Origin of the sequence: Glutamicibacter soli, assembly GCF_003309065.1 — a bacterium.
Taxonomy (GTDB): Bacteria; Actinomycetota; Actinomycetes; order Actinomycetales; family Micrococcaceae; genus Glutamicibacter; species Glutamicibacter soli.
This window is the reverse complement of the sequence record NZ_POAF01000010.1, coordinates 39,431-65,482: the sequence shown is the minus strand read 5'-3', so window position 1 is coordinate 65,482 and position 26,052 is coordinate 39,431. Positions and strand designations below refer to the sequence as shown.

Sequence of the window (26,052 nt, the reverse complement as noted above, 5' to 3'; positions counted from 1 at the left end):
GGTGATGAAATCCTGGCGAATAAAAACACTCGGAACAACACACGGGGGTGCATCATCCCAAGCAAAATGTTTCGTATTCACCAAACAAAAAATAATTTGGTATCAACAAACTTGGCACACTATTGAGTTCTCAAACAACAAACACTTACCGGTTCTCCGCCACCCCTATTCCAGGAGGCGATATCGTCCAGCGTTATATTCAAATTCTATAATCATTGAATTCTGAAAGTCAAATCGATTCTTTGTGATTTGAACCAGTATTCTTTGATTCCCATTCAATTCCAGCTTATCCACACATGGTGTGGAAAACCTTGATTTTCCGGGGTTTTCGCCGCCTCGTCCTGGTCGGTTGGTGTTCCGTCCGGCTCGTGGCGACAAGGAAAAACTATACACGGGTTGTCGGGGGTCTGCAAATCGGCGGGGTGCTGCGGGGCGGTGAGCGTGGACACATAAAAACAGAATCGTGTTCATTACTGGCTTTTTATGCGCTTAACGCCCGAGAACGCGCGGTTTTAAGCGACTGCGGCCCGCCCTAACCGGAATTCTTTATCCCGTTGCGCCCCGCTCGACACCCGCCCGACACATGAAAACTCCCGGTCCCGGGCAGCCACTCTATATTTACGGGGTTGCGCTTGACCTCTACTATTCTTCGATGACTTCGACGTCGATGATCCGCGGATCATCCAATTCCAGCTGGTCTGGGGCCATGGTGGGAATCCCAGCGAAGGCGACTGCTGCAGTTTCAACAACACGCTTGGCCAGGAAACGGTTGCCGGCGCCACCGATGACAGCTCCCACGCCGAAGGGAACGATCCTGCCGACAACGCTTGCGGCTTGGGTGCCTACAACCTTGCGCATGAACGACTTCTGCATCGTTTTTTGCAGTGAAGCATAGAAGCTCGTCGACTTGTTCGCGCCGAAGGCCTTGGCCCACCCCTTGATCGGCCCGCCGCCGCGCCCGGCCGCCTGCCGGGTGAGGCCGGCGATCATGGCGCTGCCTTCCTCACCCATCAGCACACCCATAACCAGCACTCGGGATCGTTCCGGGTCTTCGATGGCAATTCCGTGGAGCTCAGCAAGGGTCTGCGCATATAGTGCAGAAGCTTCGAGGAATCCAAGGGTGGCTGCCACAGACAGGCCCAGTGCGGCACCGGTGCCCACCGCGGGGATGGCTGCGGTGCCGCCAACGGCTGCTCCCGAACCGGTCACGATTTTCAAGTAGTCGCGCTCGGCAATCTTGGCGAGTTCTGCCGCCGTGGCCTCGGGGTGCTTGCGGCGCAGCCGTTTCAAATATGCAAGAACCAGCGGTCGCTGGACGCCGACACCTTTCATGATGGCGTCCTGGATTACAGTACGTGGTTTGCCATCGTTGCCGATGACCGTCATCGAAATGGGATCTTTGCTCATGATGGTGCCAGCATATCGAGCCAAACCTGTAAGTTTCCGTGAATCGGATGCTTCCGATACCTGAATATCCTCGGAATGCCAATCATGTTCGGCCCAGTCCTTGAAAGACCCAAACACCGATGGAAGAGTTGGGATATGAAGAACGCGCAGGCCAAACGGTACAACCACGCTGTGAAACAAGCCGGGGTCAACGAACGACCAGTAGCATTGCTGGATCTTGATGCCTTCGATGCCAACGTGATCGCCCTTCGCGAACGAGCCGGAGGAATCCCGATACGCGTCGCCTCCAAATCCCTGCGCGTCCGCAAGGCCCTTGAACGGGCACTGGCCGCCGACGGGTTCAGCGGAGTGCTGTGTTTTACCCTGGGCGAAGCACTCTGGCTGGCGAGCCATGGGCTGAAGGACCTGGTGGTGGCCTATCCCCAGACCGACACGGAGGCTATCAGCCGTTGGGCAACCAGCGAGCAAGCCCGCGCTGAGATCACGGTGATGGTCGACTCCGTTGCGCAACTGGATCTCATCGATCGGATCGTCCCGCACCATCACCCACTGAAGGTCGCCCTTGAACTGGATGCCGCGTACTATCCGACGGCGGGACTGCGTATCGGGGCAGCGCGGTCTCCGTTAGCCGAGCCGGAGGATCTGGCTTCACTCGCCGAGGAGGTCCAGCGCCGGAAGGGGTTCGAACTGGACGGGCTCATGGCCTACGAATCCCAGATCGCCTCGGTTCCGGATGGAGGGTTCGCCCCCAAGGCCTGGATCGCCCGGGCGCTTAGGAAGCGCAGCGCTGCCGAGCTTGCCGAGCGGCGCGCCGAGGCCGTGAGCCGAGTGCGAGGAATCGCGGACCTGCGTTTCGTCAATGCCGGAGGCACGGGATCCTTTGAAACCACCACCCAGGAAGCAGCGGTGACGGAGCTGGCAGCGGGCTCCGGCCTCTTCGCCCCGGCGTTGTTCGACTCCTTCCGCTCGTTCTCCCCCTCCCCCGCCCTGTTCCTGGGGTTCCCGGTAGTCCGCAGACCGGATCACCAGACGATCACCATCCTCGGCGGCGGCTGGACCGCATCAGGTCCGGCAGGCAAGGACCGATTGCCGAGCATCGAGCACCCCCGCAAGCTGCGCTACCTTCCATTGGAAGGCGCAGGCGAGGTCCAGACCCCGCTCACCGGACCGACCGCGCACCGCTTGAACATCGGCGATACCGTATGGCTGCGCCATGCAAAATCCGGGGAGCCGGCAGAACGGATCAACAAGGTAGCCGTTTACTCGAAGAACAAGATCAGCGGCCAATGGCCAACCTATCGAGGCGAAGGGAAAGCCTTCCTGTGAGCACCTTCCAGAATTTCGCCGGTACCGTGACTGCCGCTCCGACGATGCGCCAGTCGATCGCCTCCCTGGACCAGCTGGGCGGGTTGCTCGAATCGGCGGCGCTCAATGGGCACACCGTACGCACCGTGGGCGCCGGCCATTCATTCACCCCGCTGGCGAAGACCAACGACATCCTGCTGGATCTCGACGGCCTCCAAGGAATCGAGGAAGTTGATGCGCTCACGCATGAGGTGACGTTCCGGGCCGGGACCAGGTTGTGGCAGGTTCCTGACCTGCTGGAGCCCTTCGGGTTGGCGCTTGAGAACATGGGCGACATTGACCGGCAGTCCATCGCCGGTGCCATCAGCACCGGAACCCACGGCACCGGCCTGAAATTCACCGGATTCAGCGGCGCGATCACCGGCCTGCGGTTGATGCTGGCCGACGGGACGCAGGTGCGTGCCAGCGCCACGGAGCACCCGGACCTGTTCCAGGCGGCTCGTGTCGGATTGGGCGCGTTGGGTGTCATCACCCATGTCCGGCTCCGGTGCGTCCCGCACTACATGATGCACGCAACCGAGACCATCGAGGCCATCGACCCGTTGGCCGAAAGTTTTGTCGAAAGAGCGGCCCAGGAAGACCATCTTGAGTTCTTCTGGTTCCCGGGTACCGGCAATGCCCAGGTGAAAACCAATACGCGGCTGCCGGGCGATGCCCCGGCGAAGATGCCGGACAGGCTCAGGACCTGGGTGAACGACGAACTGCTGTCCAATGGCGGGCTGCAGGCCATCTGTTCGCTAGGCGCCGCCATGCCGCGCATGATTCCCCGGCTCAATTGGTTCGCCAGCCGGGTCCTTTCAGACCGCAGCTACACCGCGTCGTGGAACCAGACCTACATCAGCCCGCGGCGGGTGAAGTTCACCGAGATGGAGTACGCGCTGCCGCTGGAGAACTTCGCTGCCGCGTTTGCGGAACTGCGCCGCTATTTCGAGCTTCGACCCGCACCTGTCGTTTTCCCGCTGGAAGTCCGGACAACTGCCGGCGACGACACCTGGCTGGGCACTGCCAGCGGCCGAAACAGCGTTTACATCGCGGTGCACCGCTATATCCGGGATCGGGTCCCGCAGTATTTCCCGGACATGGAATCAATCCTGCGTTCGCACGGCGGACGTCCGCACTGGGGTAAGCAGCACACGCTGCGGGCGGCCGAGCTCACCCAGTTGTATCCGAGGTTCAAGGATTTCCAGGCCGTGCGGCAGCAGGTCGATCCCCAGGGACGGTTCGTCAACGGCTACCTGCGTGAACTGCTGAACGCCTAGAACTGGACGTCGGTCCAGATCAGGTCGGAGGTTTCGATGCTCTCGGGCGTTGCGCCCGGCAGCAACTGGAAATCTTCCGGGGCTTCGGCGCCGATGCGGCCCTGGCCCAGCACGTTCCAGCCCCGGTTGGGAATGACGAAGTTCCCCGAGTCGTTCAATGCGTCATCCCGGCCGAGCTCATCGCCCAGAGCCAACGCGGCTGCGGTGAACTCGGTGCGCTGCGCCAATGCACCGGTCACCACGATGCGGTTCTCGTCGATGCCTCCAGCCTTGGCTCCGTCGTCTGCGACAACGTAGTCTTCCCCGGCGATGTAGTCGGAGATGACCTTCAATTGGTCCTTCTGGCGTGGTGCGCCGAAGCCGTAGCTGCTCTGGGCTGGCTCGGTTTGGGCCGCCAGGATATGGACGCGTTCACCGCGATACTCGATGGGGATGTCCCACAGCCCGTTGTGCATCACCGGAATGGACGCGGCCACGGCACCGCTCAGCTCGGAGCTTGAGAGCTTGTTGCCTGCCACCTCGTCCCACTTCAGCGCCGACACGGAAACGACGTCCGGCTGGTTGATCGGATACTTGGACAGCACCACAGTCGAGGACTGTTCGGCGAATGCGCCCTGGCCCCAGGCATCGCCCGGGCCTCCGACCACGCGGTCTCCGTCCAGGTCCGCGCCGCTCTGCACTCCGCTGGAGCCGATTGCGAGATAGGAGTAGGCGTAGCCGACATCGGTATGTTCGTCGTCCGGGCTGTTCAGGTAGTCCGAGATGAAGGTATTTACCGCATCCGGATCGGCATCCATGCCGGTCAGCACCACGATGTCGGGATTCGCGACGCTGATTGCATCGGCCACGCGTAGGGCTTCGGTGTCTGTCCGGGTCAGCAGATCCCGATACAGGTCTCCGGGTTCCTCCCCGCTCAGGTCGGTTGCCATCGTGGCCACGCGCAGGGAAGTTTCGGACAGCAGGGGTGCGGTCACACCGGCCCCGTCATTCGGGCCGGTGGGTGCGGCTAAAGACGGGGTTGCAGGGAGCATTAACAGCGCCCCGATCCCCAGGCCCGCTGTTCCAACCAAAAACTTGTGCACCCTGCAACCCTACGCGGTGGGGACCGCACTGACCAGCATCTTAATCCGATTGTGATGCTGCAGCGCCGGCGGCCTTGCGGTTCGCCTCCAGGACTTCCTCCATGTACGGAGCTCGGACATGCGCCGAGATGCGTGCGTCCACAAGGCAAACGCCCTGCGCCCCGGCTTCCACCCATGCGCTGACTTTGCCGAAGTCATCCAAGGTTTCAACCTTGATGCCGGTGGCGCCCATGCCTTGGGCCAGTGCCGAGAAGTCCACGGTCGGGATCAGCATCGGATCCTCGTGCAGCCCGATCGATCCGTACTGGTGCACCTCGGCTCCGTATGCCGAATCGTTGTAAATGACGATGACACCGCTTGTGACGGTGCGCACGATGGATTCCAGGTCTGCCAGTCCCATGAGGAAGCCGCCGTCGCCGGATGCCAGCACCACGGTACGTCCATCGGCCGCGGCGGCGGCGCCTACCATCGAGGCGATACCCAGGCCAATGGACTGGTAGGCGGTGCCGACACAGGTCAGCGATCGGGCGCCGCTGGTGGACCAATACATGGGTCCCCAGCCGATGAAGTGCCCCCCATCCTGCACCAGCACGCGGTTGGCCGGCAGGATCCGCTCCATTTCGCTGGCCACGCGGCGCGGATCCAGCAAGCCGTCGGCGGTCTTAGCGTCGCCGAGAGGGCGGGTACGCAGCGCGGCGAGGTCCAGCTCCTTGGCCCACGAGGCTTCGGCCGCTGGCACCGACTGGAGCAGGTGCGCGGCGGCGGCGCTGATATCGGCGGTGGCGAAGTAGTCCACCCGTGGATTGGTGGCGGTGGCAGCCAGGTCGATCTGGATCAGGGTGGCGGACTCGTTGACCAGGCCCCCGAAGCGCATGGTGAACTGGTTCAGCGATGCACCGAGGGTCAGCACGACATCCGCTTGGGCGATGATCTCGGCGTTCCTCTCGGTGGCGAAGCCGCCAGTGATTCCCAGATCGTAGGGGTAGTCCAGCAGGTCACGGGCCAGCAGGGTACCGGAGGTGGTGGCGCCGATCTTGGCTGCCAGCTCCTTGACCAGCGGTGCGGCGTCGATGGCGCCGCGGCCGTAGAGGATGTGCGGGCGCTGGGCGCCTGCCAGCAGCGAGCTGACCTGTTCAAGCTGGGTGGAGTTCAATTCCGGGGCGGGCGGCGTGGGGCCGAGGTCGGCGAAGTCCGGAAGTTCCGTTTCGGAAGTCTCGAGGGCGGCAAGGTCGTAGGGGATGGCCAGGACCACCGGGCATTGCTCGCGCAGTGCATGCGCGGCGGCCTGCAACGCGATGGCTCCCGGGGTTTCCCGGTCCACCACGTAGCGCGGGGCGCGTACCGCGGTATCAATGGCGGCCTGATCCACGTCCCAGCCGCGCAGTCCCGAGGTCGGTGCGTCGCCGGTGACGAACAGCAGCGGGGTGCGTGCAGCGGCGGCCTCCGCCAGCGCGGTCACGGCATTCGTGTAGCCGGCGCCGTAGGTGGTGGAAGCGATGGAGAGCTTGTTGGAGATGCGGAAATAGGTGTCCGCGGCCGATACCGCGGCCGATTCGTGGCGAACTGCGGTATAGGTGAACCCTTGGCGCACGGCCGCGTCGAGGAAATGTGCGTTGCCGTTGCCCATCAGACCGAAGATCTGCGGTGCAAATGGCTTGAGGGCATGGGCGATGGCGGCAGAAACGCTAGACATCATGGACTCTTTTCAAAAGTATGGTGCTGAAGAAAATTCCATATATGTCTGCCGCTACCGGTTGCGTTTCGGCAACGGGTATCGCCCCTTTTGAGAGCGCCGGAATCCGCTTGGTCGCGCTTCCTGACTCATTGATGATAGGGCAGAATCGTGGTGTTGCGCTAGGCGCGGGCGTCCCGGGCTCCTCGCGGAGCTGAACGGGCTATCCCAGGGCCCGTCCCTGATGGGCCCGCAAGGAACCGAATCCGGTCTTCGTCAAGCGGTAGGCGCGGTCCAGGGACTCCAGCGCATGCTCTGAAACATGCTCGTAGACAGGGACGCGGATCCACTGCTTGACGAGTCCGAGCAGTGCAATCACGATGAATCCGGTCAACAGCTTGTCCACCAACGAATACATCAGGTTGGCTTCGAACACCGCTAGGCCCAGCGAGCTGGTGCTGGCAAGGATGGACTGCATCGTCGTTTCCGAAGCGTGCCCCGTCATACCTCCGAAAAGCAGAACCAGGATGATGCTCGATACCACCGAACATGCAACAGCCACCACGACGTTGAGCAGAACGTACTTCGGCAACGCCGAGTTGCGCTTGATCAGCTTCGCCCCATACCCCCAGACCAGTGCCCCGGTCATGTTCACCAGGCCGAAGGCCGCTGCCGATGAATCGGTAATCGACAGCCCAATGATGTTGGTCGCCAGACCGACAAGCACCCCTGCCCACGGCCCGCAGGCGATGGCGGCTAAAGCGGTGCCGATCATGTCCATATAAAGCCGAAGCCCTGCCGCATCAACTAGCCAGAAACCCGCCAGGTTCAGCATCAAGCATGCCGAAAGGAGTATATATATCCGTCGCCTGCTGGGAGCTGTGTTTTCCTGTCCGAGAGTGGAAACGATGTGAACTGTCGGCGCGGCGGGCGATGGCTGCGGCGCGGCGGGCGATGGCTGCCTGGCTGCTGCTTTGTCGAGACGGGCTTGGAGGCATCTGCGTTCCCAGGTTTTCGCTTCCTCCGGCGAACAGCCCAGGGCTTGCACGATTTCCCCCACAAGCTCGGCATTAATACGTGTCCGGCCGAGGCGGAAAGCATCATAGACAGTGGTTCGGGCAGGCCTCGCGGCGACGGCATCTACTCCGCAGAGCTCGCGCAGCTTCCCGATACGGCGGACGATTTCCGCGTAGGGAACGTCGCCTGCTTCGATCCGCAGCGTCTGGAGATCCCTGGCGATCGCATCGAAAGCGTCGGTCGGAACATCTTGGAACTCCGCGTGTTGCGTCATGGCCGCCCTCCAAGCGATCGCCGGACTGGCCGTCGGCGACTGCCGACGGTTTTCGGCGTTTCTGGACGCCAAATAAAGATGCTAGTCAGATCGTATCCGAAAGGTCGGAATTGTTCGGAATCATCCGGGAAGACGGAATTCCACGCACGGTTGCCGTACGCGCGCGATACCTTATGACGTGGGGGCGCCGCAGGCCTTCCGGACCGGCGACCGTCTCGCAATAGGACATCGAGTTCAAGGCCTGCGGTGCATACGACAACTCGCATATATGTTTAGGAGGTCATGTGGCACACTTTATCGCGAATACGGCAAGACCCCGCTGCTGACAGCCCGCCAAGGGTGCCGACGCAGGACCTGCGCCTAGAGCTCTCGGCCCAGCAGGTGGGCCAGCGCATCGGGAAGCTCTTCGGAGCGGAAGGTGTGGCCTCGGGCTGACAGCTTCGCGGGAACGACCCGCTGACTGGCCAACGCCAGCAGCTGCGCACCTTCGTCGCCCAGCAGCAGCCGCGGCCCGAAGGCAGGCACCGGGAAGATCTCGGGGCGGTGCAGCACCTTGGCCAGCACGGCCGAGTACTCGCTGTTGCGCACCGGGGTGGGCGCGGTCGCGTTGACCGGACCCTGCAGTTCGCTGTCCCACAGTGCGCGGTGATAGATGTCCACCAGGTCATCCAGTCCAATCCAGGACTGCCACTGCCGGCCATCGCCGAGCCTGCCGCCCAGCCCTGCTTCATAGAGCGGACGCATTTGGCGCAGCAGCCCGCCGGTGGGGCTTTGCACCAGACCGGTGCGGACCTGGACCCGGCGCATGCCGCCATCGGGCCCCGCCTGGGCCGCCTGCTCCCAGTCGCGGACAACTTCCGCAAGGAAGTCCCGGCCGTATGGGGCGTCTTCGGTCAGCTCGTCTTCTCCGGCGTCGGCGCCGTACAGGCCGATGGCCGAGGCGCTGATGAAGACCGCGACACCGGATTGCGCAGCCAGCTGCGCCAGCCGGCGCGTGGGCTCGATGCGGCTGTCGCGGATCTTCCTGCGGTGCTCACTATTGAATCGCCCGGCGATACTCGCCCCGGCCAGATGGACGACCGCGTCGCACCCATCCAGGCAGGATTCGTCGGGGCTCGCGGGATTCCAAAGGCGTTCATTCGGACCTTGGGGGGCCGAACGAACCAACCGGATGACCCGGTGCCCACCCGATTCGAGAAGAGCACCCAGGGAGGTTCCCACCATGCCGTGCGAACCGGTCAGTGCGACGGTCAGCGGCTTCAGGCCGTGCTGCGCCGCGCGCTGGTGGGCCCGCAGGTCCTCGGACAGCTGACGGTGCCGGTAGGCGAGCATGCGCCGCACCATGTTCTGCGGCATATTGGTGCTGACTTCGTCGCGCAGCACGCACTGCTGCGGCCCGTCGGGCAGGATGTGGTGCTCGTGGCGCCAGCGGATCGGCCGCAGCGGCGCCTGAGCGAGCCCCTGCGGCGCCAGCTCGTCCACGAAGACGCGACCGGGCACATACCTGTCGGCAAGATGCCGGGCGTGCCAGCGCAATCCGGCAGGCATCGCCAGCTCGGAGCTGCCGTCGCGCAGGTTTTCCGCTTGGCTCACTGCGCGGACCGGCTGCCATGGAGGAAGCAGCCGGCTCATCGCGCCGGGCCGCTCGTGCCAGGCGAACACTTCGTCGGCGGGGAACGGTATTGCTGTTTCAAGAATGACGGCCATGCCCACATTCAATCAGTTTTCGCCACTTGCGGATACGACTTCAAGCAAGTTTCAAGGAGCTCCGCCCACGCCCGATGCCACGCGGCAGACCCTGCCGGCCGGCGCTCTTGTGACAAACTGGTTTCCATGGGAATCCAGGATCGGCCGCAGACCTCGGAGCAGGAGCTCGCGGCTTTCGAATGCGCCACGCAGGACCTCGTGGGGCTGGCGCTGAGCAGCGTTGAACAGCTCGAGGTATCCCTGCCCCAGTTCCGTCTGCTGCTGACCTTGCAACGCCGGGGTCGGTCGACATCCAGCGACTGCGCCAAGGCACTGGGCGTGGGCAATTCATCCATCACCCGGCTGGCCGACAGGCTCAATGCCTCCGGGCACCTGACGCGTGGCTCGGACCCCGCGCACCGCAGTGTGGTCACCTTGGAGCTGACGGTCTCGGGCCGCCAGGTCGTGCAGCAGGTCACCGAACGCCGACGACAGGACCTGAGCGAGGCCCTGGACCTGCTGGACCCCGCGGAGCGGGCCGCCTGCGCGGCTGCCCTGGACAAGCTGCACGGCCTGGTTGGCCACAGCATCCCCCAGCCGAACAGCACCCACCTGCCCCTGTAGCCGTCGCCAATCCAGCGTTCCGGACCATGCGCTCGCACATCCAAAGACTTGCTTGAGGCAACTCTTGCTTAACGCAAATGTTGTGCCTACATTGGAATTGATCAATTCAATTGCGGGAAGGCCGGCATGAAAGAGCTCGAAACGCGACTGCGGGAGCTGGGAATGCGCGTCACCCGGCCGCGGCGCGCGGTCCTCGACGAGCTGCTCCTGCGCTCCCACATCGATGTCGCGCAAATCGCCGCCGGCGCGCGGCAGCGCATCGGCCGCGTGTCGACCCAGGCCGTTTACGATGTCGTTCACACCCTGACCGGCGCCGGAATCCTGCGCAGCATCGAGCTGCCCGGATCCCCGGCGGTTTTCGAGCTGGCCCGCGGGGACAACCACCACCATCTGGTCTGCCGCGCCTGCGGACGCATCGCCGATGTCCCCTGCCCTGTCGGCAAGGCCCCGTGCCTCAGGCCCCTGGACGCTACCGGGTATGCGATCGAGGAAGCAGAAGTCACCTACTGGGGGCTCTGCCCTGAATGCCGACCCGGCATCCCGCCGGCCGCACCACACGGCACCACGATTACCACTCACTGATCGGAGAACCCAGCCATGACCGTCTTGGCAAGAACCTCGACCATCCAGGGACCGCAGAAGCTCGGTCCACTCACCCCGCTCGTCGGCGAATGGGAGGGGAATGCCGGGGTCGACCTTTCCTACCACAACCTCACCGACGAAACGAGCGAAACCGGCTACTACGAGCGCGCGGTGTTCAAGCCCATCCCGATCCAGGAAAACGGCAAGCAGACCCTGTGGGGATTGAACTACTCGATGACGGCCTGGCGCCACGGCGAGGAGGCCATGGACCCGTTCCACGACGAAATCGGCTTCCTGCTCTGGGACCGCGAGAACAGCCAGGTGATGCGCAACGTGGTCTTCGGCCGCGGCATCGCGGTGCTGGCCGGTAGCACCGCCGGACCGCGCGACACCACCGTGCACTTCAACGCCACCCCGGGAGATCCCTCCTACGGGGTGCTGCAGAACAAGTACCTGATGGAACGCGCGGAGATCAAGGAGTTCAGCAGCTCCTTCACCTTCCACGAGGACGGCAGCTTCAGCTACACCTCGGACCTGCTGCTGCGCCTGGTGGCCCTCGGCGCGGAAATGCGCCATACCGACGTCAATACCCTGCACCGGGTCAAGCGCTTCCATCCGGGAGAATAAGGCGGCGGCGGGGCCGGATGCGAATATCGCACCCGGCCCCGCCGCCGTCCGGCCTTGCGCCTACCGCGCGACTGCTTCCGCCAGCAATTCGATCACATGGCGGTAGTCCTTGCCGGTTGCGCGCGTCATGCCCAGCTCGCAGGTGCGGTTGCAGGAAGCATGGGCCTGGGCATCGAGTTCGCGCACCTCGGCTGCCTCGGCGGCGGTGGCGGAGGCGGTCAGCTCCGGATGCAGCATGCCGCGGTCGCCCGCATAGGCGCAGCAGCCCCAATTGACCGGCACGTTCACGGTGTCCGCGGCCGCCCGCGCCACCTTCTCCAAATCGGGATTCAGCCCCATCTGCGTGGAGGAGCAGGTCGGGTGCAGGGTCAGCGAGGAGACCTTCCGGCCCTCGGGCAGCTTTTCCAGCAGGTGCTGGGCGGTGAAGGCGAGCAGGTCCACCACGGTGTAGCCGTGCTCTTCCAGCGTGTGGGCGAAGCCCTCGGTGCAGCTGGAGGCGTCGGAGATGACCGGCAGGTTCCTGCCCGGCAGCGCCGCCGCCACCTCGTCGAGCACCCGCTGGGCCATGAGGTCGTGGCCGTCGGCGTAGCCCTTGGAGCTCCACGGGGTGCCGCAGCACATCGACTCGATGCCCTGCGGGACGTAGACCGAGACGCCGGCCGCGTGCAGCAGCTGCGTGAACGCCGAAGCGACGCCCTGGCCCTCGCCGGCCGGGCCGAACATTGAGTTCACGCAGGCCGGCAGGTAGATGGCCAGCGGTTCGGTGCCGGCGGCGCCCAGGATTCCGGCCAGCGGCTTGCGGGCCTTGCCGCCGCCGGGCAGTTCCGCGTCGTAGCGCGGCATGACATCGGTGCTGATGACCTTGCGCGCCGCATCGGTGACCCCGCGGACCAGGCCCACGGGGAACTTGTCAGCCGCGCTCAGGGCCAGCGAGCCGGCGCGCGTGGCGCCGCCCCAGCCCTTGGCGGCGGTCTTGAACCCTGCGGCCAGCGCGGGGTTCGCGTCCTCGCGGCGCAGGCGCTTGACCAGCAGGCCGGTATTGATGCCCACCGGGCAGGCGGTGACGCACATGCCGTCCACGGCGCAGGTCTGCACGCCGTTGTAGTCGTAGTCCTTCTCAAGCTCCGCGGCCAGCTCCCGGTTGCCTTCCGCCTCCGCCTTGGCGATGGCGCGGCGCACCACGATGCGCTGGCGCGGGGTGAGGGTCAGGTCCTTGGAGGGGCAGACCGGCTCGCAGTAGCCGCATTCGACGCAGCGGTCGGCCTCCACCTCGATGGTGGCGTTCAGCTTGATGTTGCGGATGTGGGCCGAGTGGTCCTCGTCGATGATGACCCCGGGGTTCATCATCAGGCGCGGATCGCAGGCGGCCTTGAGTTCCAGGTGCACGTCGTAGAGCTCCTCGCCGTACTGGGCGCGGACGAACGGGGCCATGGCGCGGCCGGTGCCGTGCTCGGCCTTCAGGTTGCCGCCCTTGGACAGGATCAGGTCCACCATCTTGTCGTTGAATCCGTTGTAGCGGTTCAGCGCCCGCTCGCCCTCGAAGCGGTCGGTGAGCATGAAGTGGATGTTGCCGTCCTTGGCGTGGCCGAAGATCACCGAGTCCTCGTAGCCGTATTCGGTGAACAGCTCCTGCAGGCTGCCGCAGGTTTCAGCCAGCGACGGCACCGGCACCGCGACGTCCTCCAGCAGCGCGGTGGTGCCCGAGACGCGGGCTCCGGCCACCGAGGCGTACAGCCCCTTGCGGAACTTCCAGGCCGCCTGGCGGTTCTTCGCGTCCGGGGAGAGCACGGCCGGGGCGCGCAGCGCGGCGGTGTCCAGCAGCTTCTGCCCGGCATCCTGCAGCCCGCGCAGCTGCTCGTCGTTGTCTGCGTGGTATTCGATGAGCAGGGCGGCCTGCCGGTCCACCTCGAAGCCCATGATGGCTTCGGGCACGCCGGGCAGCGACTGCCCGACGCGCAGCGAGGTGGAGTCCATGAGCTCAAGGGTCGCGGCGCCCGAATCCAGCAGCTCGGGCAGCGCGCGGGTGGCCAGATCCAGGTTGTCGAAGACCGCCAGGGTGGCGACGGCCAGCTTGCGGATCGGCACGGTGCGGAACACCGCCTCGGCCACGAAGGCCAGCGTGCCTTCGGAGCCGATGATCAGATGGGCCATCAGCTGCGCCGGGGAGTCGAAGTCGAGGAATGCGTTGATGCCGTAGCCCATGGTGTTCTTCAGCGCGAAGTGCTTCTCGATCTTCGCCACGGAATCCGGGTTGGAGCGCACCCGGTCGCGCAGCTTTTCCAAGGTGGCCACCAGCTGCGGTTCGGCGGCGGCCAGCAGGGCGTCGGCGTCCGGGGCGGCGGTGTCGACCATGGTGCCGCTGGGCAGCACGAAGGTCATGGAATCGAGGGTGCGGTAGGTGTTGAACTCGGTGCCGCAGGCCATGCCGGAGGAGTTGTTGGCGATGACGCCACCCACGGTGCAGGCGGCCTCGCTGGCGGGATCCGGTCCCAGCTTGGTGCCGTAGACGCCCAGCCGGGCGTTGACCTGGCGGATGGTGGCGCCGGGCTGGACACGTACGCGCTGCCCGCCGTCCAGCACGGTGATGCCGCGGAAATTCTTGCGCACGTCGATCATCAGCCCGTCGCCGCTGGCCTGGCCGGCCAGCGAAGTGCCGCCTGAGCGCAGGGTCACCGGCTGGTTGTTCCGGTTGGCGGCGGCCAGCAGCTGCGAGACCTCGCGGGCGTCCTTGGCCAGCACCACCGCCTGCGGGGTGTACAGGTAGTGCGACGCGTCCGAGGCATAGGCCACGCGGTCGATGGATCGGGTCTTAACCCGGTCGGGCTCGCCGACCAGGTCGAGGATGCTGGATGAAACCGTGGTTTCGCCGAGTGCTGGCGTGCTCAATGCCATGGTGCGCTCCTGTGTGGATCGTAGGCGTGGCCTACCGTCGCGGGAAATTGTCTTACAAGTACACATGCCATAGTAGTACGCGCCATGGGATACTTGGTAGGTCCAATGTACTTCTGCCCGAAAGGACGCATGTGGCTGCCCGTCTAGGAGTGGTTTCGGTGGTGCAGGCCGTCATCAGGTCGCTGCGCGAACGCATCTTCAGCGGCGAGCTTTCTCCCGGCACCCCGCTGGGCGAGGTCGACGTGGCAGCCTACTACGAGGTCGCCCGCCCCACTGCCAAGGCCGCGCTGGAGAACCTGGTGTCCAGCGGGCTGCTCGCGCGCAACGCCCACCAGAGCGCCAAGGTGCGGGTGCTGTCCGCGGCCGATGCCCGCGACATCTACCAGACCCGAGCCATCATCGAAGCGGAGGCCGTGCGCCTGCTGGCCGGCACCGGCCAGGTACCCGAGGCAGCGCTGGCGGCCAACGCGCAGATCACCGCGTTATCCAACGCCTCGCCCATCGAGATCGTGGAACCGGACGTGCGTTTCCACGCGGCCCTGGTCCAGGCACTGGGCTCGCCGCGCACCAGCGCGATCTACGCGCAGCTCACGGATGAAATCCGGCTGTGCATGACGCACGTGCAGGACGCCACCCTGTTGTCCACCCAGGACATCGCCGCCGAGCACGCGCGCCTGCTGGAACTGATTTCCACAGGGTCCCGGCAGGAGGCGGCCCAAGTGCTGGCTGAGCACCTGCAGACGGCGAGCGCCAAGCTGGCCGCGCATCTGGACACCCTCAGCTAGCGAAAGGACGAACGACCATGGGCTTATTTTCACGCAAGCAGCCAACCGCCTCCGGAACCGGGCGCGCCCCGGAGCGGGCGCTGGATAGCCTGGAACCGCTGCAGGCAGGCCAAGCGACCTTCCGAGCCCGGGAATTGGGCGTGGGCCGGCGCGGCAAGAAGCTGATCCCCGCAGTCGAAGTGGTCACGAGGGATGCCACCGGGCACTTCCGCGCCGACGAGCTGGGCTCCTTCCTGGGCGGACGACTCGGCATCATCGAAACACTGTCCGGCTCACCGAGCACGCTGTTCATCGCCACCGGCGCGCACGCGGGAACAGGCTCCCCCGCGGGCGATGCCTTGGCGCACGCGGCGAAGGACGAGGCGGGACTCCTGATGCCGGCCGGCGAAGAGGTGCGGCGCCTGGCACTATTCAGCACCGCGGACCAGCAGCGGATCGCCAGCTGGCTCGCGCTCTTCCCGCGCCCCTAGCCCCGGTCGCGCTCACCGGCACCGCTCGGCGCAGCCGAGCCCTCTTCGGCAGCTCCCCCTTCGTCGCTCCAGTCGCGCCGAGCGCCATCAGAGCGCTTCGGGTCCGAGACATGGCCCTTGGATGCCAGACCCTCCCCCGGGACCGGGTGACCTTTTTCAGGAATGTGCTTTTCTCCCATGGATTCTTCCCTCTCGTTGCGCTAGCGTTCGGGGGCGGTTTCCGGCTCCGGCGGGACCGGCGGAGCGGTCGGATCGAATGGCGGGTCAGTCGGCCCCGTGGGGTCGATGACCGGACCGTCCGGAGCGGTGGGGTCGCTCGGGGGTGCGATGGGCCCGGTGGGGTCAGTGGGATTGATGGGTGGGTCGGTGGGATGGCGGTTGAACATCTTTTCCTCTCCTTGATCATCGCGCCGGCGGTTTGACGCCCGCCGACTGAACGTCTTTTCACGCTACCCACCGTTCGGGCAGGCGAAACGCAAACTTCCGGATTCCAAGGCGATTGCCAGTCTTGGCGCACGCCAGGCCCAGGTGGCGGCCATCCTTTCACGCAACTGCACGTATACCCCCACCCCTATTTTTGACATACCCCCGGGGGTATAGTTTATGGTGGATTCAGACACCCCAACGAAAGGACATCCCATGCTTCTGGAACGCTTCTACGACGAAGACCTGGCGCAGGCCAGCTACTTCATCGGCTGCCAGGCCAAAGGCGAAGCAATCGTCATCGATGCCCGCCGCGACATCTCCGAGTACCTGGCGCTTGCAGCCAAGAACGGAATGCGCATCGTTGCGGCAACCGAGACCCACATCCACGCCGACTACCTCTCCGGCACCCGCGAGCTGGCCGCAGCCACCGGCGCCACCACCTACGTCTCGGGCGAAGGCGGAGCCGACTGGCAGTACGGCTTCGAGGCCGAGCACCTGATGGACAAGGACACCATCAAGCTGGGCAACATCACCGTGACCGCACGCCACACCCCGGGCCACACCCCGGAGCACCTGTCATTCCTCGTCACCGACGGCGCCTTCAGCGACCAGCCAGGCTACATGTTCTCCGGCGACTTCATCTTCGCCGGCGACCTAGGCCGTCCCGACCTCCTGGACGAGGCAGCCGGCGGCGTGGACACCCGCTTCGCCGGAGCCAAGGACCTCTTCGCCTCGCTGAAGAATGTCTTCCTGGAACTGCCCGACCACATCCAGGTCTACCCGGGCCACGGCTCGGGCAGCGCCTGCGGCAAGTCACTGGGCGCAGTACCATCCACCACCGTGGGCTACGAGCGCAACTTCGCCTGGTGGGGCAGCTACCTGGCCAACAACGACGAGGAAGGCTTCATCGCGCAGCTGCTCGACGGGCAGCCGGATGCCCACGCCTACTTCGCCCGCATGAAGCGCCAGAACCGCGACGGTGCCAAGGTGCTCGGCCCCCTGCCTGAGCTGGTCGAGTTCACCGCGGAGCAGATCATCGAGCAGACCGCAGCGAACGACGCGGTCTTCGTGGACACCCGCGGCCACGTGGCAGTGGCTGAAGGCACCGTCGCCGGCGCACTGGCCATCCCTGCCATTTCCAAGATGGCGAACTTCGGCGCCTGGGCCTTCGATCCGGAAGCCGACGACCGCCAGCTGATCCTCTTCGCCGAGAACCTGAAGGCAGCCGAGGAAATGCGCGACCACCTGATGCGCGTGGGCATCGACGCGGTCTCCGGCTACGCCACCACCCTCGAGGGCCTGCCGGCCTTCACCCCGCCGAGCGTGGACCCGGCCGATCTGGAGAACTTCGAGCACGCCCTGCTGCTGGATGTTCGCGGCCGCAGCGAATTCAATGCCGGAGCCATCCCGAACGCCAAGCACATCTCCGGCGGCCGCGCCCTGTGGGCCCTGGACGAGCTGCCTACCGACGGCAAGATCGTCACCTACTGCCAGAGCGGCCTGCGCAACTCGATCGTCGCCAGCGCCCTGCGCGATGCCGGGTACGACGTGGTCGAGCTGACCGGCAGCTACGCCGGCTGGGACGCGGCCATGAACAAGACCAACGCCTAACCCACCCCCACCACGAAGGAAACACCCCCAAGCATGAGCACCCCCATCGATGTCATGGACGCGCCGACCCTGAAGAAGCTGCTGGCTTCAGATGAGTCCGGAGTGGCAGTCCTGGACGTACGCACCCCCGCGGAGTTCGAGACCGTGCATATCCCAGGCTCCTACAACCTGCCGCTGGACCTGGTGTCGGAACACGCCCATGATGTGACCCGCAAGCTGGGCAAGCAGATCGTGCTGGTCTGCCAGTCCGGCACCCGCGCCTCCCAGGCGCAGCAGAAGCTGATCGACATCGAGATCGAAGCCGGCAGCGTGCTGGAAGGAGGCATCGCCGCCTACGAGAAGTCAGGCGGCGAGGTGGTGCGCGGCACCCAGCGCTGGGCCATGGACCGCCAGGTCCGCATGACCGCAGGTTCGCTGGTGCTGCTGGGCTTCCTCGGCTCCAAGCTGATCAGCCCCAAGCTCGGCTACCTGTCGGCGGCCATCGGAGCGGGCCTTGCCTACTCCGCTACCAGCAACTCCTGCGCCATGGCCAGCCTGCTGTCCAAGATGCCGTGGAACCAGGTCAGCACCGCCGGCAAGGCCAACCCACTGGCCCAGATCCCCAATGCCGGGCAACTGCTGAACCCGAACGGCAAGTAGGAGGCGGCAGTGGAACCAATAATGATTCTGGTCCTGGCCCTGTCGGTTGTCGTCGGACTGACCCTGGGTCTGCTGGGTGGCGGCGGTTCCATCCTGATGGTTCCACTGCTCACCTATGTCGCGGGCATGGACGCCAAACAGGCCATCACCACCTCGCTGTTCGTGGTGGGTGTGACGTCGCTGGCCAGCCTGCTGCCGCATGCGCGAGCCCGCAACGTCCGCTGGGTCCCGGGCCTGGTTTTCGCTGCGGCAAGCATGAGCGGCGCGTTCCTCGGCGGACTGGCCAGCGCGGCCATTCCCGGCGCGGTGCTGATGGTGGCCTTCGCCGTCATCATGCTGGCCAGCGCCGGGAACATGATCCGCGGGCGGAAGAAGGGCTCCGGTGCCGAGGCCAAGGGCCGTTCGCTGCTGATGTACATTCCCGTCGGCCTGGTGGTCGGCCTGGTCACCGGCCTGGTGGGAGCCGGCGGCGGATTCCTCATCGTCCCGGCCCTGGTGCTGCTGGCAGGCCTGCAGATGAAGCACGCGGTAGGCACCTCCCTGCTGGTCATCTCGCTGAACTCGGCCTCCGGCATGCTGGGGCACCTGAACTCCACCTCCGTCAACTGGCCGCTGACCCTGTCCATTACGGCAGCGGCGATCATCGGCTCGCTGATCGGAGCGCGACTGACCGCCATGGTGCCGGAGAAGAAGCTGCGCCGAGGATTCGGCTACTTCGTCCTGGTCATGGGCGTCTTCGTCCTGTCCCAGGAGCTGCCGCATCCGGCAGGACTCATACTAGCCATTGCCGCCGCAGTCGCCGCGCTTGTCTGGGTCCTCTGCACCAAGATCCCTGCGCTGGCCACGATCTGCCCCTGGCGCAAGGCCCCTGCTCCGCTGGCACCGGCTGCGGACTAGCTCACATCTACCCAAGGAGTACCCATGAAACCGCTAGAATTGACCGAGACGAACTTCGCTGAAACCGTCAAGTCCTCCCCCATGCTGCTGGTCGACTTCTGGGCAGCCTGGTGCGGCCCGTGCCGCAACTTCGCGCCCGTCTTCGACACCGCTGCCGGCCTGCACGAGGACGTGACCTTCGGCAAGGTCAACACCGAGACGCAGCAGAACCTGGCGGCCGCCGCCCAGATCACCTCCATCCCGACGCTGATGGCGTTCAAGGACGGCGTGCTGGTTTACTCCCAGCCCGGCGCACTGGACTCCCGCGGCCTGGAGGAACTGATCACGTCGCTGAAGAACCTGGACATGGAAGCCGTGCACGCCGAAATGGCCGACGCACAGAAGTCCCAGTCTTAATCCCGGGGTCCGCCCCACGGTCTTTTTCGAAATGGAGCACATCATGCGCAACGCAGACGACGCCACACGCAAGCGAATCCTGAACCGCTTGAAGCGGGCCCGTGGCCAGCTTGACGCCGTCATCAACTCGGTTGAGAACGACGGCAAATGCCGCGATGTGGTTACCCAGCTGTCTGCCGTGTCCACCGCGCTGGACCGCGCAGGATTCGCCATCGTCTCCTCGGCCATGCAGCATTGCCTGGTTGATCCGGAGAAGACCGCCGAAGCAGAAGACGGCTTGACCGTCGAAGAGCTGGAAAAGCTCTTCCTTTCACTTTCCTAGTATTTACGGCTTAAAAGCCAGAGAAGGAGGCATCTCATGTGCCGACAGGTTTCATGCAAGAAGTGCGGCAAGACCACCTGGGCCGGGTGCGGCCAGCACGTTGACTCGGTCATGCGCGGCGTTCCAGCCCGCGACCGCTGCCAAGGCCACGAGAATGAGCCGAGCAAGGGCTTCTTCGGTCGCCTGTTCGGCCGCTAAACCCGGCCTATGCCCCTGTACGGACCTCCACCCCGAGGTCCGCACGGGGGCCGCTTCATTTAAGCGGATTTGCAAGGAGCAGGGGCGCGGCCCGACGACATAGTCAGCTCGCAGTTACCCTGCGCCCGCGTTCTTTGGAATAATCCGAAGCACTGACCAGGTGCGTGCCGCATGCCGGATGCCCGCAAGCGAAGGCGGCATTCACCGCAGGTCCCCGGATGAAACCCCAAAGGAAAACAAGCTCCATGACTGCAAAAATCCGTATTGGCATTGCCGGCTACGGCAACCTCGGCCGCGGCGTACAGGCCGCCATCGCGAAGAACCCCGACATGGAGCTGGTCGGCGTCTACACCCGCCGCGACCCGCAGGAACTGCAGCTGGCCAGCCCCGCGCCGCGTTTCGCCATCACCGAGCTGGAGCGGCACACCGATCAGATCGACGTGCTGATCCTGTGCGGCGGCTCGAAGTCTGACCTGCCGGAGCAGGGCCCGAAGTACGCCGCACTGTACAACACCGTGGACAGCTTCGACACCCACGCACGCATCCCGGAATACTACGAAACCGTGGACGCCCCGGCCAAGGCCGCCGGCAAGACCGCGCTGATCTCCGCCGGCTGGGATCCGGGAATGTTCTCGATCAACCGCGTCTACGGCGAGGCGCTGCTGCCCGACGGCGAGACCTACACCTTCTGGGGCCGCGGCCTGAGCCAGGGGCACTCCGACGCGGTGCGCCGCGTCCCGGGTGTCGCCGGCGGCGTGCAGTACACGATCCCCAGCCAGGAAGCCATCGACAAGGTCCGCGCCGGCCTGCGCCCAACGCTGAGCACCCGCGAAAAGCACCAGCGCGAATGCTTCGTGGTGCTCGAGGACGGCGCCGACGCCGAAGCGGTGCGCGAGGCGATCGTCACCATGGAGCACTACTTCGACCAGTACGACACCACGGTTGAATTCATCGACGCCGAGACCCTGGCCCGCGAGCATGCGGACATGCCGCATGGCGGATTCGTCATCCGCTCCGGCAACACCAGCGATGAGCAGAAGCAGGTCATCGAGTACTCGCTGGCGCTGGGCTCGAATCCCGAGTTCACTTCCAGCGTGCTGGTGGCCTACGCCCGGGCCGTGCACCGCATGAACCAAGCCGGTCTCACCGGTGCGCAGACCGTCTTCGACGTCGCCCCGGGTCTGCTCTCGCCCAAGTCGGCCGCGCAGCTGCGTGCCGAAATGCTCTAAACTCGCACCAGAGGATCACGCCATGCCGGCAACCGGCATGGCGTGGTCTGCTTAAGCTGCGGACCGTCCGCTCAGATCCGGATGTAGGCAGCGCCGTCCAGCTGCCCGGCGGCCAAGGCGACCACCGCCGAGGGCACCGTGCCCAAACCTTCCTGCAGGTCGTCAGCTGTGATGCCGTTGCGGCTCATGCCCAGTTCGCAGGCGAAAACCTGTGTACGGCTGGCCGGGTCAATGGGCTCGGCATCCTTGCGCACCCCGGCCAGCGCCTTGCCGTTCACGATGACGCTGATCCGGGCATCGGGCAGGGATTCGCCCAGCGTCGCGAGCGCCGCCACGGCCCGCGCGATGTCCTCCGGTCCCTGGGTGGCGTGCAGAAGCACGTGCCGTTCTGCTGGGCCGTTCATCAGACGGCCTCCTTCGTTCGGAAAAGCCGCTCGCTGAGCCAGCTGCGCTCGTTTTCGTTCAGCGGCCGCGGGGTGAGCTTGTCCTCGGCGAGCGCCACCATGACGTTGCTGCCGTCGAACACGGGGGCTCCGTCCTGGAACCCGATATGCCGCACCACGAAGGACTTGGTGCCGATACGCTGGACACCGACCCGCACCATGACGCTGGAGGTGTAGTAGACCGGTCGCAGGTAGTCCAGGTTCATCGAGGCGACCACCAGCCCGTGGGGAAAGAGGTCCGACTCGCCATGGCGGCCCGACCAGCGGATCCGCGCTTCTTCCACGAGTGTCACCACGCGGGCGTTGTTCACATGTCCCAGGCTGTCCTGGTCGCTCCACCGCAGGTGGATTTCCACTTCTTCCCCGTCCTCGGGGAGATTTTCACTTCGACTCATGTGGCTCATTGCAACAAACATTCACTTTCTATGCATCTTCAATGACGTACTGCCGCATCCTTCTCCCAGGCTTCAATGGGCCCCGGGACCACGGTGAATAAGGGATGCAGGGGAATCTGCCCGACACCCAACGAGTCCAAGTAAGTCGCGCGCGGCGGGTCGCGCTGCTGCAGTTTGCGCAGCAGATGCTCCGCCTCGAATCCGATCTGTCCGGTGCTCACTGGCACAGAGCCCGCATGCTCCGGCAGTGCGGGGTACAGGACTTTGGCCGCGTCGAATTTGTAGCCACGCAGCTTCGCTTCTTCCAGCAACCCCTGCAGGTAGCCGCCGACGGTCTCCAGCGGGTCGGATTGCCCGCGCAGCCGGATCAGCTGCGGATGATTTGCATAGCCCTGGGTCTGGCCGGCGAGCACCTTCTGGGCCAACAGGCTTTCGCGCCAGCAGGCTACCAAGCCCTTGGAATCCAATAGGGACGGGTGAAGTGACCACAGGCGCATGCTTCAAGTGTAGTGTCGGCACCCCGCGCCACCACCTGGCCGATCCACCCGCATTTTCGCCGTTCAACCACTCTTCGATTGCCCGAGGGCCACCGGGCCCAGGTCGGCAACCGTCTGGGCGAAGGCCCTCAGGTCGCTGGCGAAGGCTTCGGGCTGTTCCATCGCGCCGAAGTGTCCGCCGGCTTCATGTTCGGTCCAGTGCACCAGCGGGAACCGCCGCTGGTACCACGCCCGGGGTGACTTGAGGATTTCTTGGGGGAAAATGCCAGCCCCGGTGGGGACCACGACCTCGCCGGCCGCCCCGGTCCCGTTTCGCAGCGCCAGGTACTGCTCCCGGTAGAAATGCATGGCCGAGGAAATCGTGTCAGTGAACCAGTACACGGACAGGTTCGCCAGGAACTTCTCCCAGCTCACCGCATGGCGCACGTCCCTGATGCCGTCGCGTTCGCAGTCGGTCCACTGGTAAAACTTGTCCAGGACCCAGGCGCACCATCCCGCCGGTGAATCGTTCAACGCGAAACCCAGCGTTTCCGGGCGGGTTTTCTGGATCTCGAAGTAGCCGCGGCCATCCAGCGCGTTGAATTCGTTGCCCTTGAGCCACTTCCGTTCGTGGTCCTGCACCAGGGCCATGGCATCCTGCACATCGCCCGGCGGGATTGGGTGCGTCAATGTCACATGCAGTCCCAGCACCCGCTGGGGATAGAGCGATTCGATGTGCGTGGCCAGCAGCGTGCCCCAGTCTCCCCCGTGCACGACGAACTGCTCGTAGCCCAGCTCCCGCATCAGCGCAGCCATCCGATGCGCGATACGGACCGGGGTCATCCCCGGTTCTCCGATCCCGGGAGAAGCCCCGAAGCCCTGCAACGACGGTGCCACCACGTGGAATGATTCCAGTTCCGCCGATTCCGGGGCGGACAGCTTCGGAATGACCTCGAGGAACTCGACGATTGAGCCAGGCCAGCCGTGGAGCAGCAGCACCGGGACGGCGTCCTCCTGCGCCGAGCGGGAGTGCAGGTGGTGGATTGGCAGCCCGTCGATGGACGTCAGGTAGTTGGGGACCGCATTGATCCTGCGTTCGGCGTCCTCGAAGTCGAAGCCGTCGCGCCAGTAGTCCACCACGTCGCGCAGGTAGTCCTGGTCGACTCCGAAATCCCAGTTCTGCGCGGTGAAGCGCCGCGGCCAGCGAGTCTGTGCGATGCGGGTTCGCAGTTCGTCCACCGCGTTTGCCTCGAAGCGGAATTGATAGGGAATGCTCGGCATTCGGTGCACCTCTCGTGGACGGGCGGGGGCGCAGCCCTTGGAGCTGCGTCGTGCCAGCCTAGCGGCTGCCGCCGTTGTGGAGAGCTGGAATACCGGCTATCACGGTTCAAGCCGGCGCCGGCTTGACGCAGGCGCTCGGGCGGAAGCAGGGCATCCCGATACCTGGCGAAGGAACCGGCGCAACTTGGCGATGCAGTTGATGTCCGGCGCACCGCGGGCGCAGACCCGCCGCTCATTGCCCTCGCTGGCTCCGCAAAAAGAGAGAATCCGGCCAGGGCTTTCCGTCAGAAGATCAGTTTTGGGGAAATTCGATGATCTCGCTGCGGATCAGGAATCGTTTGCCTTCGGGAGCCTCGACGGAGAATCCCGAGCCGCGGCCGGCCACCACGTCGACGGTGAGCTTGGTGTGTTTCCAGTATTCGAATTGCTCCTTGGACATCCAGAAATCGATATCGCCCAGGGCGCCGCCGGAGCCGTCGTCAAGGCAGAGCACTCCGAGCAGGACGTCGGATCCTCCGGTGCGGAATTCGCCGGCCGGATAGCACATCGGCGAGGAGCCGTCGCAGCAACCGCCGGACTGGTGGAACATCAGCGGGCCGTGGATGCCCCACAGCTTGCGCAGCAGTTGAAGGGACTCATCGGTGAAGGCGACGCGGGAAAATTCCTCACCGGCAATCGCCGCACGGGTTTCGGTAATCGTGCTCATGACTCGCTCCTCTGGTCTTCGGGATCACTGGCCTTGGCTTTAAGCTCAGTGTCCTCCAAACGTCTCCGGGAGTCCATGCCCCTGTGGCCCGGCAGACGATGTCATGCCGGGCCACAGGGATTTGGGGGGAGGTTGGGGTTGGGGGTTGGATGGTTACTTGGTGTAGTCGATCACGACACGGCCATCGATCTTCGCATGGCGCATTTCGTCAAAGACCGCGTTGATGTCTTCCAGCGGGCGGGTGTGGAAAGTCGGCTTGATCTTTCCTGCCGCATAGAAGTCCAGCGCTTCGATCATGTCCTGTCGGGTGCCGACGATCGAACCGCGGATCGTCAGGCCCTTGAGGACGATGTCGAAAATCGGGGCCGGGAAGTCGCCGGCCGGCAGGCCGTTGAAGACGATGGTTCCGCCGCGACGGGTCATGCCAATGGCCTGGCCGAAAGCCGCCGGGTGGACCGCGGTCACGAGCACGCCGTGGGTTCCGCCGATCTTTTCCTGGATCACGGTGGCGGGATCCTGCGCAAAGGCGTTCACCGTGAGTTCAGCTCCGTGCTTGGTCGCCAAGGCCAGCTTGTCATCGGCGACGTCGATGGCGACAACTCGCATGCCCATGGCTACCGCGTATTGAACTGCGATGTGGCCCAGGCCGCCGATGCCGGAGATCGCAACCCATTGGCCGGGGCGCACGCCGGTCATCTTCAGGCCCTTGTAGACAGTCACGCCGGCGCAGAGCACCGGGGCGATCTCATGCGGGTCCGAGCCTTCGGGGATGTGCGCGGCGAACTTCGCGTCCACCAGCATGTACTGCCCGAAGGAGCCGTCCATCGAATAGCCGCCGTTGGACTGGGATTCGCACAAGGTCTCCCAGCCCGTGCGGCAGAATTCGCAGCTGCCGCACGCGCTGGCCAGCCAGGCGTTGCCGACGAGGTCGCCTTCCTTGACCTCGGTGACTCCTTCGCCGACCTTGACGACGGTGCCGACACCCTCATGGCCCGGGATCAGCGGAAGCTTGGGCTTGACCGGCCAGTCGCCTTCGGCGGCGTGCAGGTCGGTGTGGCACACGCCCGAGGCGATGAGCTTGACCAGGGCCTGGCCCGGGCCCGGCTCGGGGATCGAGGTGTCGGCTACTTTGAGTTCTTCGCCGAAGCCTTCAACAATGGCAGCTTTCATGGTGCTCATGGGGAAAGTCCTTTGCAGTGTTTTTCGAAGACCGGGGCCGGTCCTGGAGCTGGTGCTCCGGAACCGCCCCGAGCCTTCGGGGTCTGTGAAACTGTCGGTCGTGCGTGGGGAT

The 26,052-nt window shown here is 64.9% G+C and carries 26 protein-coding genes; 14 read left to right on the top strand and 12 right to left on the bottom strand.

Going from position 1 to position 26,052, the window contains the following annotated elements; translation table 11 throughout:
- Nucleotides 1-642 precede the first annotated feature (642 nt).
- Nucleotides 643-1,407, bottom strand: coding sequence for a hypothetical protein (locus C1H84_RS16680; protein ID WP_047117702.1), 765 nt, complete (start codon nt 1,405-1,407; stop codon nt 643-645).
- Between the two features lie 135 nt (nt 1,408-1,542).
- On the opposite strand from C1H84_RS16680, the gene C1H84_RS16675 reads away from it, so the two are divergent.
- Together C1H84_RS16675 and C1H84_RS16670 are read left to right on the top strand one after the other, a co-directional pair.
- Nucleotides 1,543-2,733, top strand: a complete 1,191-nt coding sequence (locus tag C1H84_RS16675) for an alanine racemase (RefSeq protein ID WP_113608025.1) — start codon at nt 1,543-1,545, stop codon at nt 2,731-2,733.
- A complete protein-coding gene (locus C1H84_RS16670; RefSeq protein ID WP_181728185.1) occupies nt 2,730-4,031 on the top strand; it encodes a D-arabinono-1,4-lactone oxidase in 1,302 nt (433 codons plus the stop codon). Before C1H84_RS16675 ends, C1H84_RS16670 begins: the two co-directional genes overlap by 4 nt.
- On the opposite strand, the gene C1H84_RS16665 is transcribed toward C1H84_RS16670, so the two are convergent.
- From C1H84_RS16665 to C1H84_RS16650, 4 genes are all read right to left on the bottom strand, one after another.
- Nucleotides 4,028-5,005 carry a hypothetical protein gene (locus C1H84_RS16665; protein WP_047117700.1) on the bottom strand — a complete coding sequence of 326 codons (978 nt, stop codon included), beginning with the start codon at nt 5,003-5,005 and terminating at the stop codon, nt 4,028-4,030. The genes C1H84_RS16670 and C1H84_RS16665 overlap by 4 nt on opposite strands.
- Nucleotides 5,006-5,153: 148 nt before the next feature.
- A complete protein-coding gene (locus C1H84_RS16660; RefSeq protein ID WP_342352860.1) occupies nt 5,154-6,809 on the bottom strand; it encodes a thiamine pyrophosphate-binding protein in 1,656 nt (551 codons plus the stop codon).
- Between the two features lie 199 nt (nt 6,810-7,008).
- Complete coding sequence (locus C1H84_RS16655) at nt 7,009-8,076, bottom strand: ECF transporter S component (RefSeq protein WP_113608023.1); 1,068 nt, start codon at nt 8,074-8,076, stop codon at nt 7,009-7,011.
- 360 nt (nt 8,077-8,436) lie between these two features.
- Entirely contained in the window at nt 8,437-9,783 is a 1,347-nt protein-coding gene (locus C1H84_RS16650; RefSeq protein WP_113608022.1) for a TIGR01777 family oxidoreductase, read from the bottom strand.
- A gap of 126 nt (nt 9,784-9,909) precedes the next feature.
- Between C1H84_RS16650 and C1H84_RS16645 the strand changes: the two genes are divergently transcribed.
- From C1H84_RS16645 to C1H84_RS16635, 3 genes are all read left to right on the top strand, one after another.
- On the top strand, nt 9,910-10,386 hold the full coding sequence (locus C1H84_RS16645) for a MarR family winged helix-turn-helix transcriptional regulator (protein WP_047117698.1): 477 nt from the start codon (nt 9,910-9,912) through the stop codon (nt 10,384-10,386).
- A 126-nt stretch (nt 10,387-10,512) separates the two neighbouring features.
- The gene (locus C1H84_RS16640; protein ID WP_047117697.1) at nt 10,513-10,968 is read left to right on the top strand and encodes a Fur family transcriptional regulator; all 456 of its coding nucleotides are present in this window, start codon (nt 10,513-10,515) and stop codon (nt 10,966-10,968) included.
- A gap of 15 nt (nt 10,969-10,983) precedes the next feature.
- Complete coding sequence (locus tag C1H84_RS16635; protein WP_047117696.1) at nt 10,984-11,595, top strand: heme-binding beta-barrel domain-containing protein; 612 nt, start codon at nt 10,984-10,986, stop codon at nt 11,593-11,595.
- Between the two features lie 60 nt (nt 11,596-11,655).
- Here C1H84_RS16635 and C1H84_RS16630 read toward each other — a convergent pair whose 3' ends face one another.
- A complete protein-coding gene (locus C1H84_RS16630; RefSeq protein WP_113608021.1) occupies nt 11,656-14,487 on the bottom strand; it encodes an FAD-binding and (Fe-S)-binding domain-containing protein in 2,832 nt (943 codons plus the stop codon).
- Nucleotides 14,488-14,618: 131 nt separating this feature from the next.
- Here C1H84_RS16630 and C1H84_RS16625 point away from each other — a divergent pair, with 131 nt between their 5' ends.
- The 9 genes from C1H84_RS16625 to C1H84_RS16580 all read left to right on the top strand — a co-directional run bounded on the left by C1H84_RS16625 (nt 14,619) and on the right by C1H84_RS16580 (nt 21,460).
- A complete protein-coding gene (locus C1H84_RS16625; RefSeq protein ID WP_047117695.1) occupies nt 14,619-15,272 on the top strand; it encodes a GntR family transcriptional regulator in 654 nt (217 codons plus the stop codon).
- A gap of 17 nt (nt 15,273-15,289) precedes the next feature.
- On the top strand, nt 15,290-15,742 hold the full coding sequence (locus C1H84_RS16620; RefSeq protein ID WP_047117694.1) for a hypothetical protein: 453 nt from the start codon (nt 15,290-15,292) through the stop codon (nt 15,740-15,742).
- A gap of 639 nt (nt 15,743-16,381) precedes the next feature.
- Complete coding sequence (locus tag C1H84_RS16610) at nt 16,382-17,779, top strand: MBL fold metallo-hydrolase (protein ID WP_113608020.1); 1,398 nt, start codon at nt 16,382-16,384, stop codon at nt 17,777-17,779.
- Between the two features lie 33 nt (nt 17,780-17,812).
- Nucleotides 17,813-18,418: a rhodanese-like domain-containing protein gene (locus C1H84_RS16605; protein ID WP_181728184.1), complete on the top strand. Its 606-nt coding sequence runs from the start codon at nt 17,813-17,815 to the stop codon at nt 18,416-18,418.
- A gap of 9 nt (nt 18,419-18,427) precedes the next feature.
- On the top strand, nt 18,428-19,315 hold the full coding sequence (locus C1H84_RS16600; protein WP_113608019.1) for a sulfite exporter TauE/SafE family protein: 888 nt from the start codon (nt 18,428-18,430) through the stop codon (nt 19,313-19,315).
- A gap of 24 nt (nt 19,316-19,339) precedes the next feature.
- Entirely contained in the window at nt 19,340-19,711 is a 372-nt protein-coding gene (gene trxA / locus C1H84_RS16595; RefSeq protein WP_047117689.1) for a thioredoxin, read from the top strand.
- Nucleotides 19,712-19,754: 43 nt separating this feature from the next.
- On the top strand, nt 19,755-20,033 hold the full coding sequence (locus C1H84_RS16590) for a metal-sensitive transcriptional regulator (RefSeq protein WP_047117752.1): 279 nt from the start codon (nt 19,755-19,757) through the stop codon (nt 20,031-20,033).
- Between the two features lie 36 nt (nt 20,034-20,069).
- On the top strand, nt 20,070-20,231 hold the full coding sequence (locus C1H84_RS16585) for a hypothetical protein (protein ID WP_113608018.1): 162 nt from the start codon (nt 20,070-20,072) through the stop codon (nt 20,229-20,231).
- Nucleotides 20,232-20,476: 245 nt separating this feature from the next.
- Complete coding sequence (locus tag C1H84_RS16580) at nt 20,477-21,460, top strand: diaminopimelate dehydrogenase (protein ID WP_047117688.1); 984 nt, start codon at nt 20,477-20,479, stop codon at nt 21,458-21,460.
- 71 nt (nt 21,461-21,531) lie between these two features.
- Here C1H84_RS16580 and C1H84_RS16575 read toward each other — a convergent pair whose 3' ends face one another.
- From C1H84_RS16575 to adhP, 6 genes are all read right to left on the bottom strand, one after another.
- Nucleotides 21,532-21,864 carry a DsrE family protein gene (locus C1H84_RS16575; RefSeq protein ID WP_047117687.1) on the bottom strand — a complete coding sequence of 111 codons (333 nt, stop codon included), beginning with the start codon at nt 21,862-21,864 and terminating at the stop codon, nt 21,532-21,534.
- Nucleotides 21,864-22,298 carry an acyl-CoA thioesterase gene (locus C1H84_RS16570; protein WP_047117686.1) on the bottom strand — a complete coding sequence of 145 codons (435 nt, stop codon included), beginning with the start codon at nt 22,296-22,298 and terminating at the stop codon, nt 21,864-21,866. The genes C1H84_RS16575 and C1H84_RS16570 overlap by 1 nt, the downstream gene beginning before the upstream one ends.
- A 38-nt stretch (nt 22,299-22,336) precedes the next feature.
- Nucleotides 22,337-22,795, bottom strand: coding sequence for a pyrimidine dimer DNA glycosylase/endonuclease V (locus C1H84_RS16565; RefSeq protein WP_047117685.1), 459 nt, complete (start codon nt 22,793-22,795; stop codon nt 22,337-22,339).
- 63 nt (nt 22,796-22,858) lie between these two features.
- On the bottom strand, nt 22,859-24,055 hold the full coding sequence (locus tag C1H84_RS16560; protein ID WP_113608017.1) for an epoxide hydrolase family protein: 1,197 nt from the start codon (nt 24,053-24,055) through the stop codon (nt 22,859-22,861).
- A 292-nt stretch (nt 24,056-24,347) separates the two neighbouring features.
- Nucleotides 24,348-24,761 (bottom strand): DUF779 domain-containing protein, encoded by a 414-nt coding sequence (locus C1H84_RS16555; RefSeq protein WP_113608016.1) that lies wholly within the window; start codon nt 24,759-24,761, stop codon nt 24,348-24,350.
- A 153-nt stretch (nt 24,762-24,914) separates the two neighbouring features.
- Nucleotides 24,915-25,940 (bottom strand): alcohol dehydrogenase AdhP, encoded by a 1,026-nt coding sequence (gene adhP / locus C1H84_RS16550; protein WP_047117683.1) that lies wholly within the window; start codon nt 25,938-25,940, stop codon nt 24,915-24,917.
- Nucleotides 25,941-26,052: the final 112 nt, after the last annotated feature.

Excerpts from the sequence above, each read along its gene's own strand:
- C1H84_RS16575 (WP_047117687.1), bottom strand. The coding sequence starts at position 21,864 with ATGAACGGCCCAGCAGAACGGCACGTGCTTCTGCACGCCACCCAGGGA.
- C1H84_RS16565 (WP_047117685.1), bottom strand. The coding sequence starts at position 22,795 with ATGCGCCTGTGGTCACTTCACCCGTCCCTATTGGATTCCAAGGGCTTG.
- C1H84_RS16675 (WP_113608025.1), top strand. The coding sequence starts at position 1,543 with ATGAAGAACGCGCAGGCCAAACGGTACAACCACGCTGTGAAACAAGCC.
- C1H84_RS16585 (WP_113608018.1), top strand. The coding sequence starts at position 20,070 with ATGTGCCGACAGGTTTCATGCAAGAAGTGCGGCAAGACCACCTGGGCC.
- adhP (WP_047117683.1), bottom strand. The coding sequence starts at position 25,940 with ATGAGCACCATGAAAGCTGCCATTGTTGAAGGCTTCGGCGAAGAACTC.
- C1H84_RS16640 (WP_047117697.1), top strand. The coding sequence starts at position 10,513 with ATGAAAGAGCTCGAAACGCGACTGCGGGAGCTGGGAATGCGCGTCACC.
- C1H84_RS16590 (WP_047117752.1), top strand. The coding sequence starts at position 19,755 with ATGCGCAACGCAGACGACGCCACACGCAAGCGAATCCTGAACCGCTTG.
- C1H84_RS16620 (WP_047117694.1), top strand. The coding sequence starts at position 15,290 with ATGGGCTTATTTTCACGCAAGCAGCCAACCGCCTCCGGAACCGGGCGC.
- C1H84_RS16580 (WP_047117688.1), top strand. The coding sequence starts at position 20,477 with ATGACTGCAAAAATCCGTATTGGCATTGCCGGCTACGGCAACCTCGGC.
- C1H84_RS16605 (WP_181728184.1), top strand. The coding sequence starts at position 17,813 with ATGAGCACCCCCATCGATGTCATGGACGCGCCGACCCTGAAGAAGCTG.
- C1H84_RS16660 (WP_342352860.1), bottom strand. The coding sequence starts at position 6,809 with ATGATGTCTAGCGTTTCTGCCGCCATCGCCCATGCCCTCAAGCCATTT.
- C1H84_RS16680 (WP_047117702.1), bottom strand. The coding sequence starts at position 1,407 with ATGAGCAAAGATCCCATTTCGATGACGGTCATCGGCAACGATGGCAAA.
- C1H84_RS16655 (WP_113608023.1), bottom strand. The coding sequence starts at position 8,076 with ATGACGCAACACGCGGAGTTCCAAGATGTTCCGACCGACGCTTTCGAT.
- C1H84_RS16560 (WP_113608017.1), bottom strand. The coding sequence starts at position 24,055 with ATGCCGAGCATTCCCTATCAATTCCGCTTCGAGGCAAACGCGGTGGAC.
- C1H84_RS16645 (WP_047117698.1), top strand. The coding sequence starts at position 9,910 with ATGGGAATCCAGGATCGGCCGCAGACCTCGGAGCAGGAGCTCGCGGCT.
- C1H84_RS16630 (WP_113608021.1), bottom strand. The coding sequence starts at position 14,487 with ATGGCATTGAGCACGCCAGCACTCGGCGAAACCACGGTTTCATCCAGC.
- C1H84_RS16555 (WP_113608016.1), bottom strand. The coding sequence starts at position 24,761 with ATGAGCACGATTACCGAAACCCGTGCGGCGATTGCCGGTGAGGAATTT.
- C1H84_RS16635 (WP_047117696.1), top strand. The coding sequence starts at position 10,984 with ATGACCGTCTTGGCAAGAACCTCGACCATCCAGGGACCGCAGAAGCTC.
- C1H84_RS16610 (WP_113608020.1), top strand. The coding sequence starts at position 16,382 with ATGCTTCTGGAACGCTTCTACGACGAAGACCTGGCGCAGGCCAGCTAC.
- C1H84_RS16570 (WP_047117686.1), bottom strand. The coding sequence starts at position 22,298 with ATGAGTCGAAGTGAAAATCTCCCCGAGGACGGGGAAGAAGTGGAAATC.
- C1H84_RS16650 (WP_113608022.1), bottom strand. The coding sequence starts at position 9,783 with ATGGCCGTCATTCTTGAAACAGCAATACCGTTCCCCGCCGACGAAGTG.
- trxA (WP_047117689.1), top strand. The coding sequence starts at position 19,340 with ATGAAACCGCTAGAATTGACCGAGACGAACTTCGCTGAAACCGTCAAG.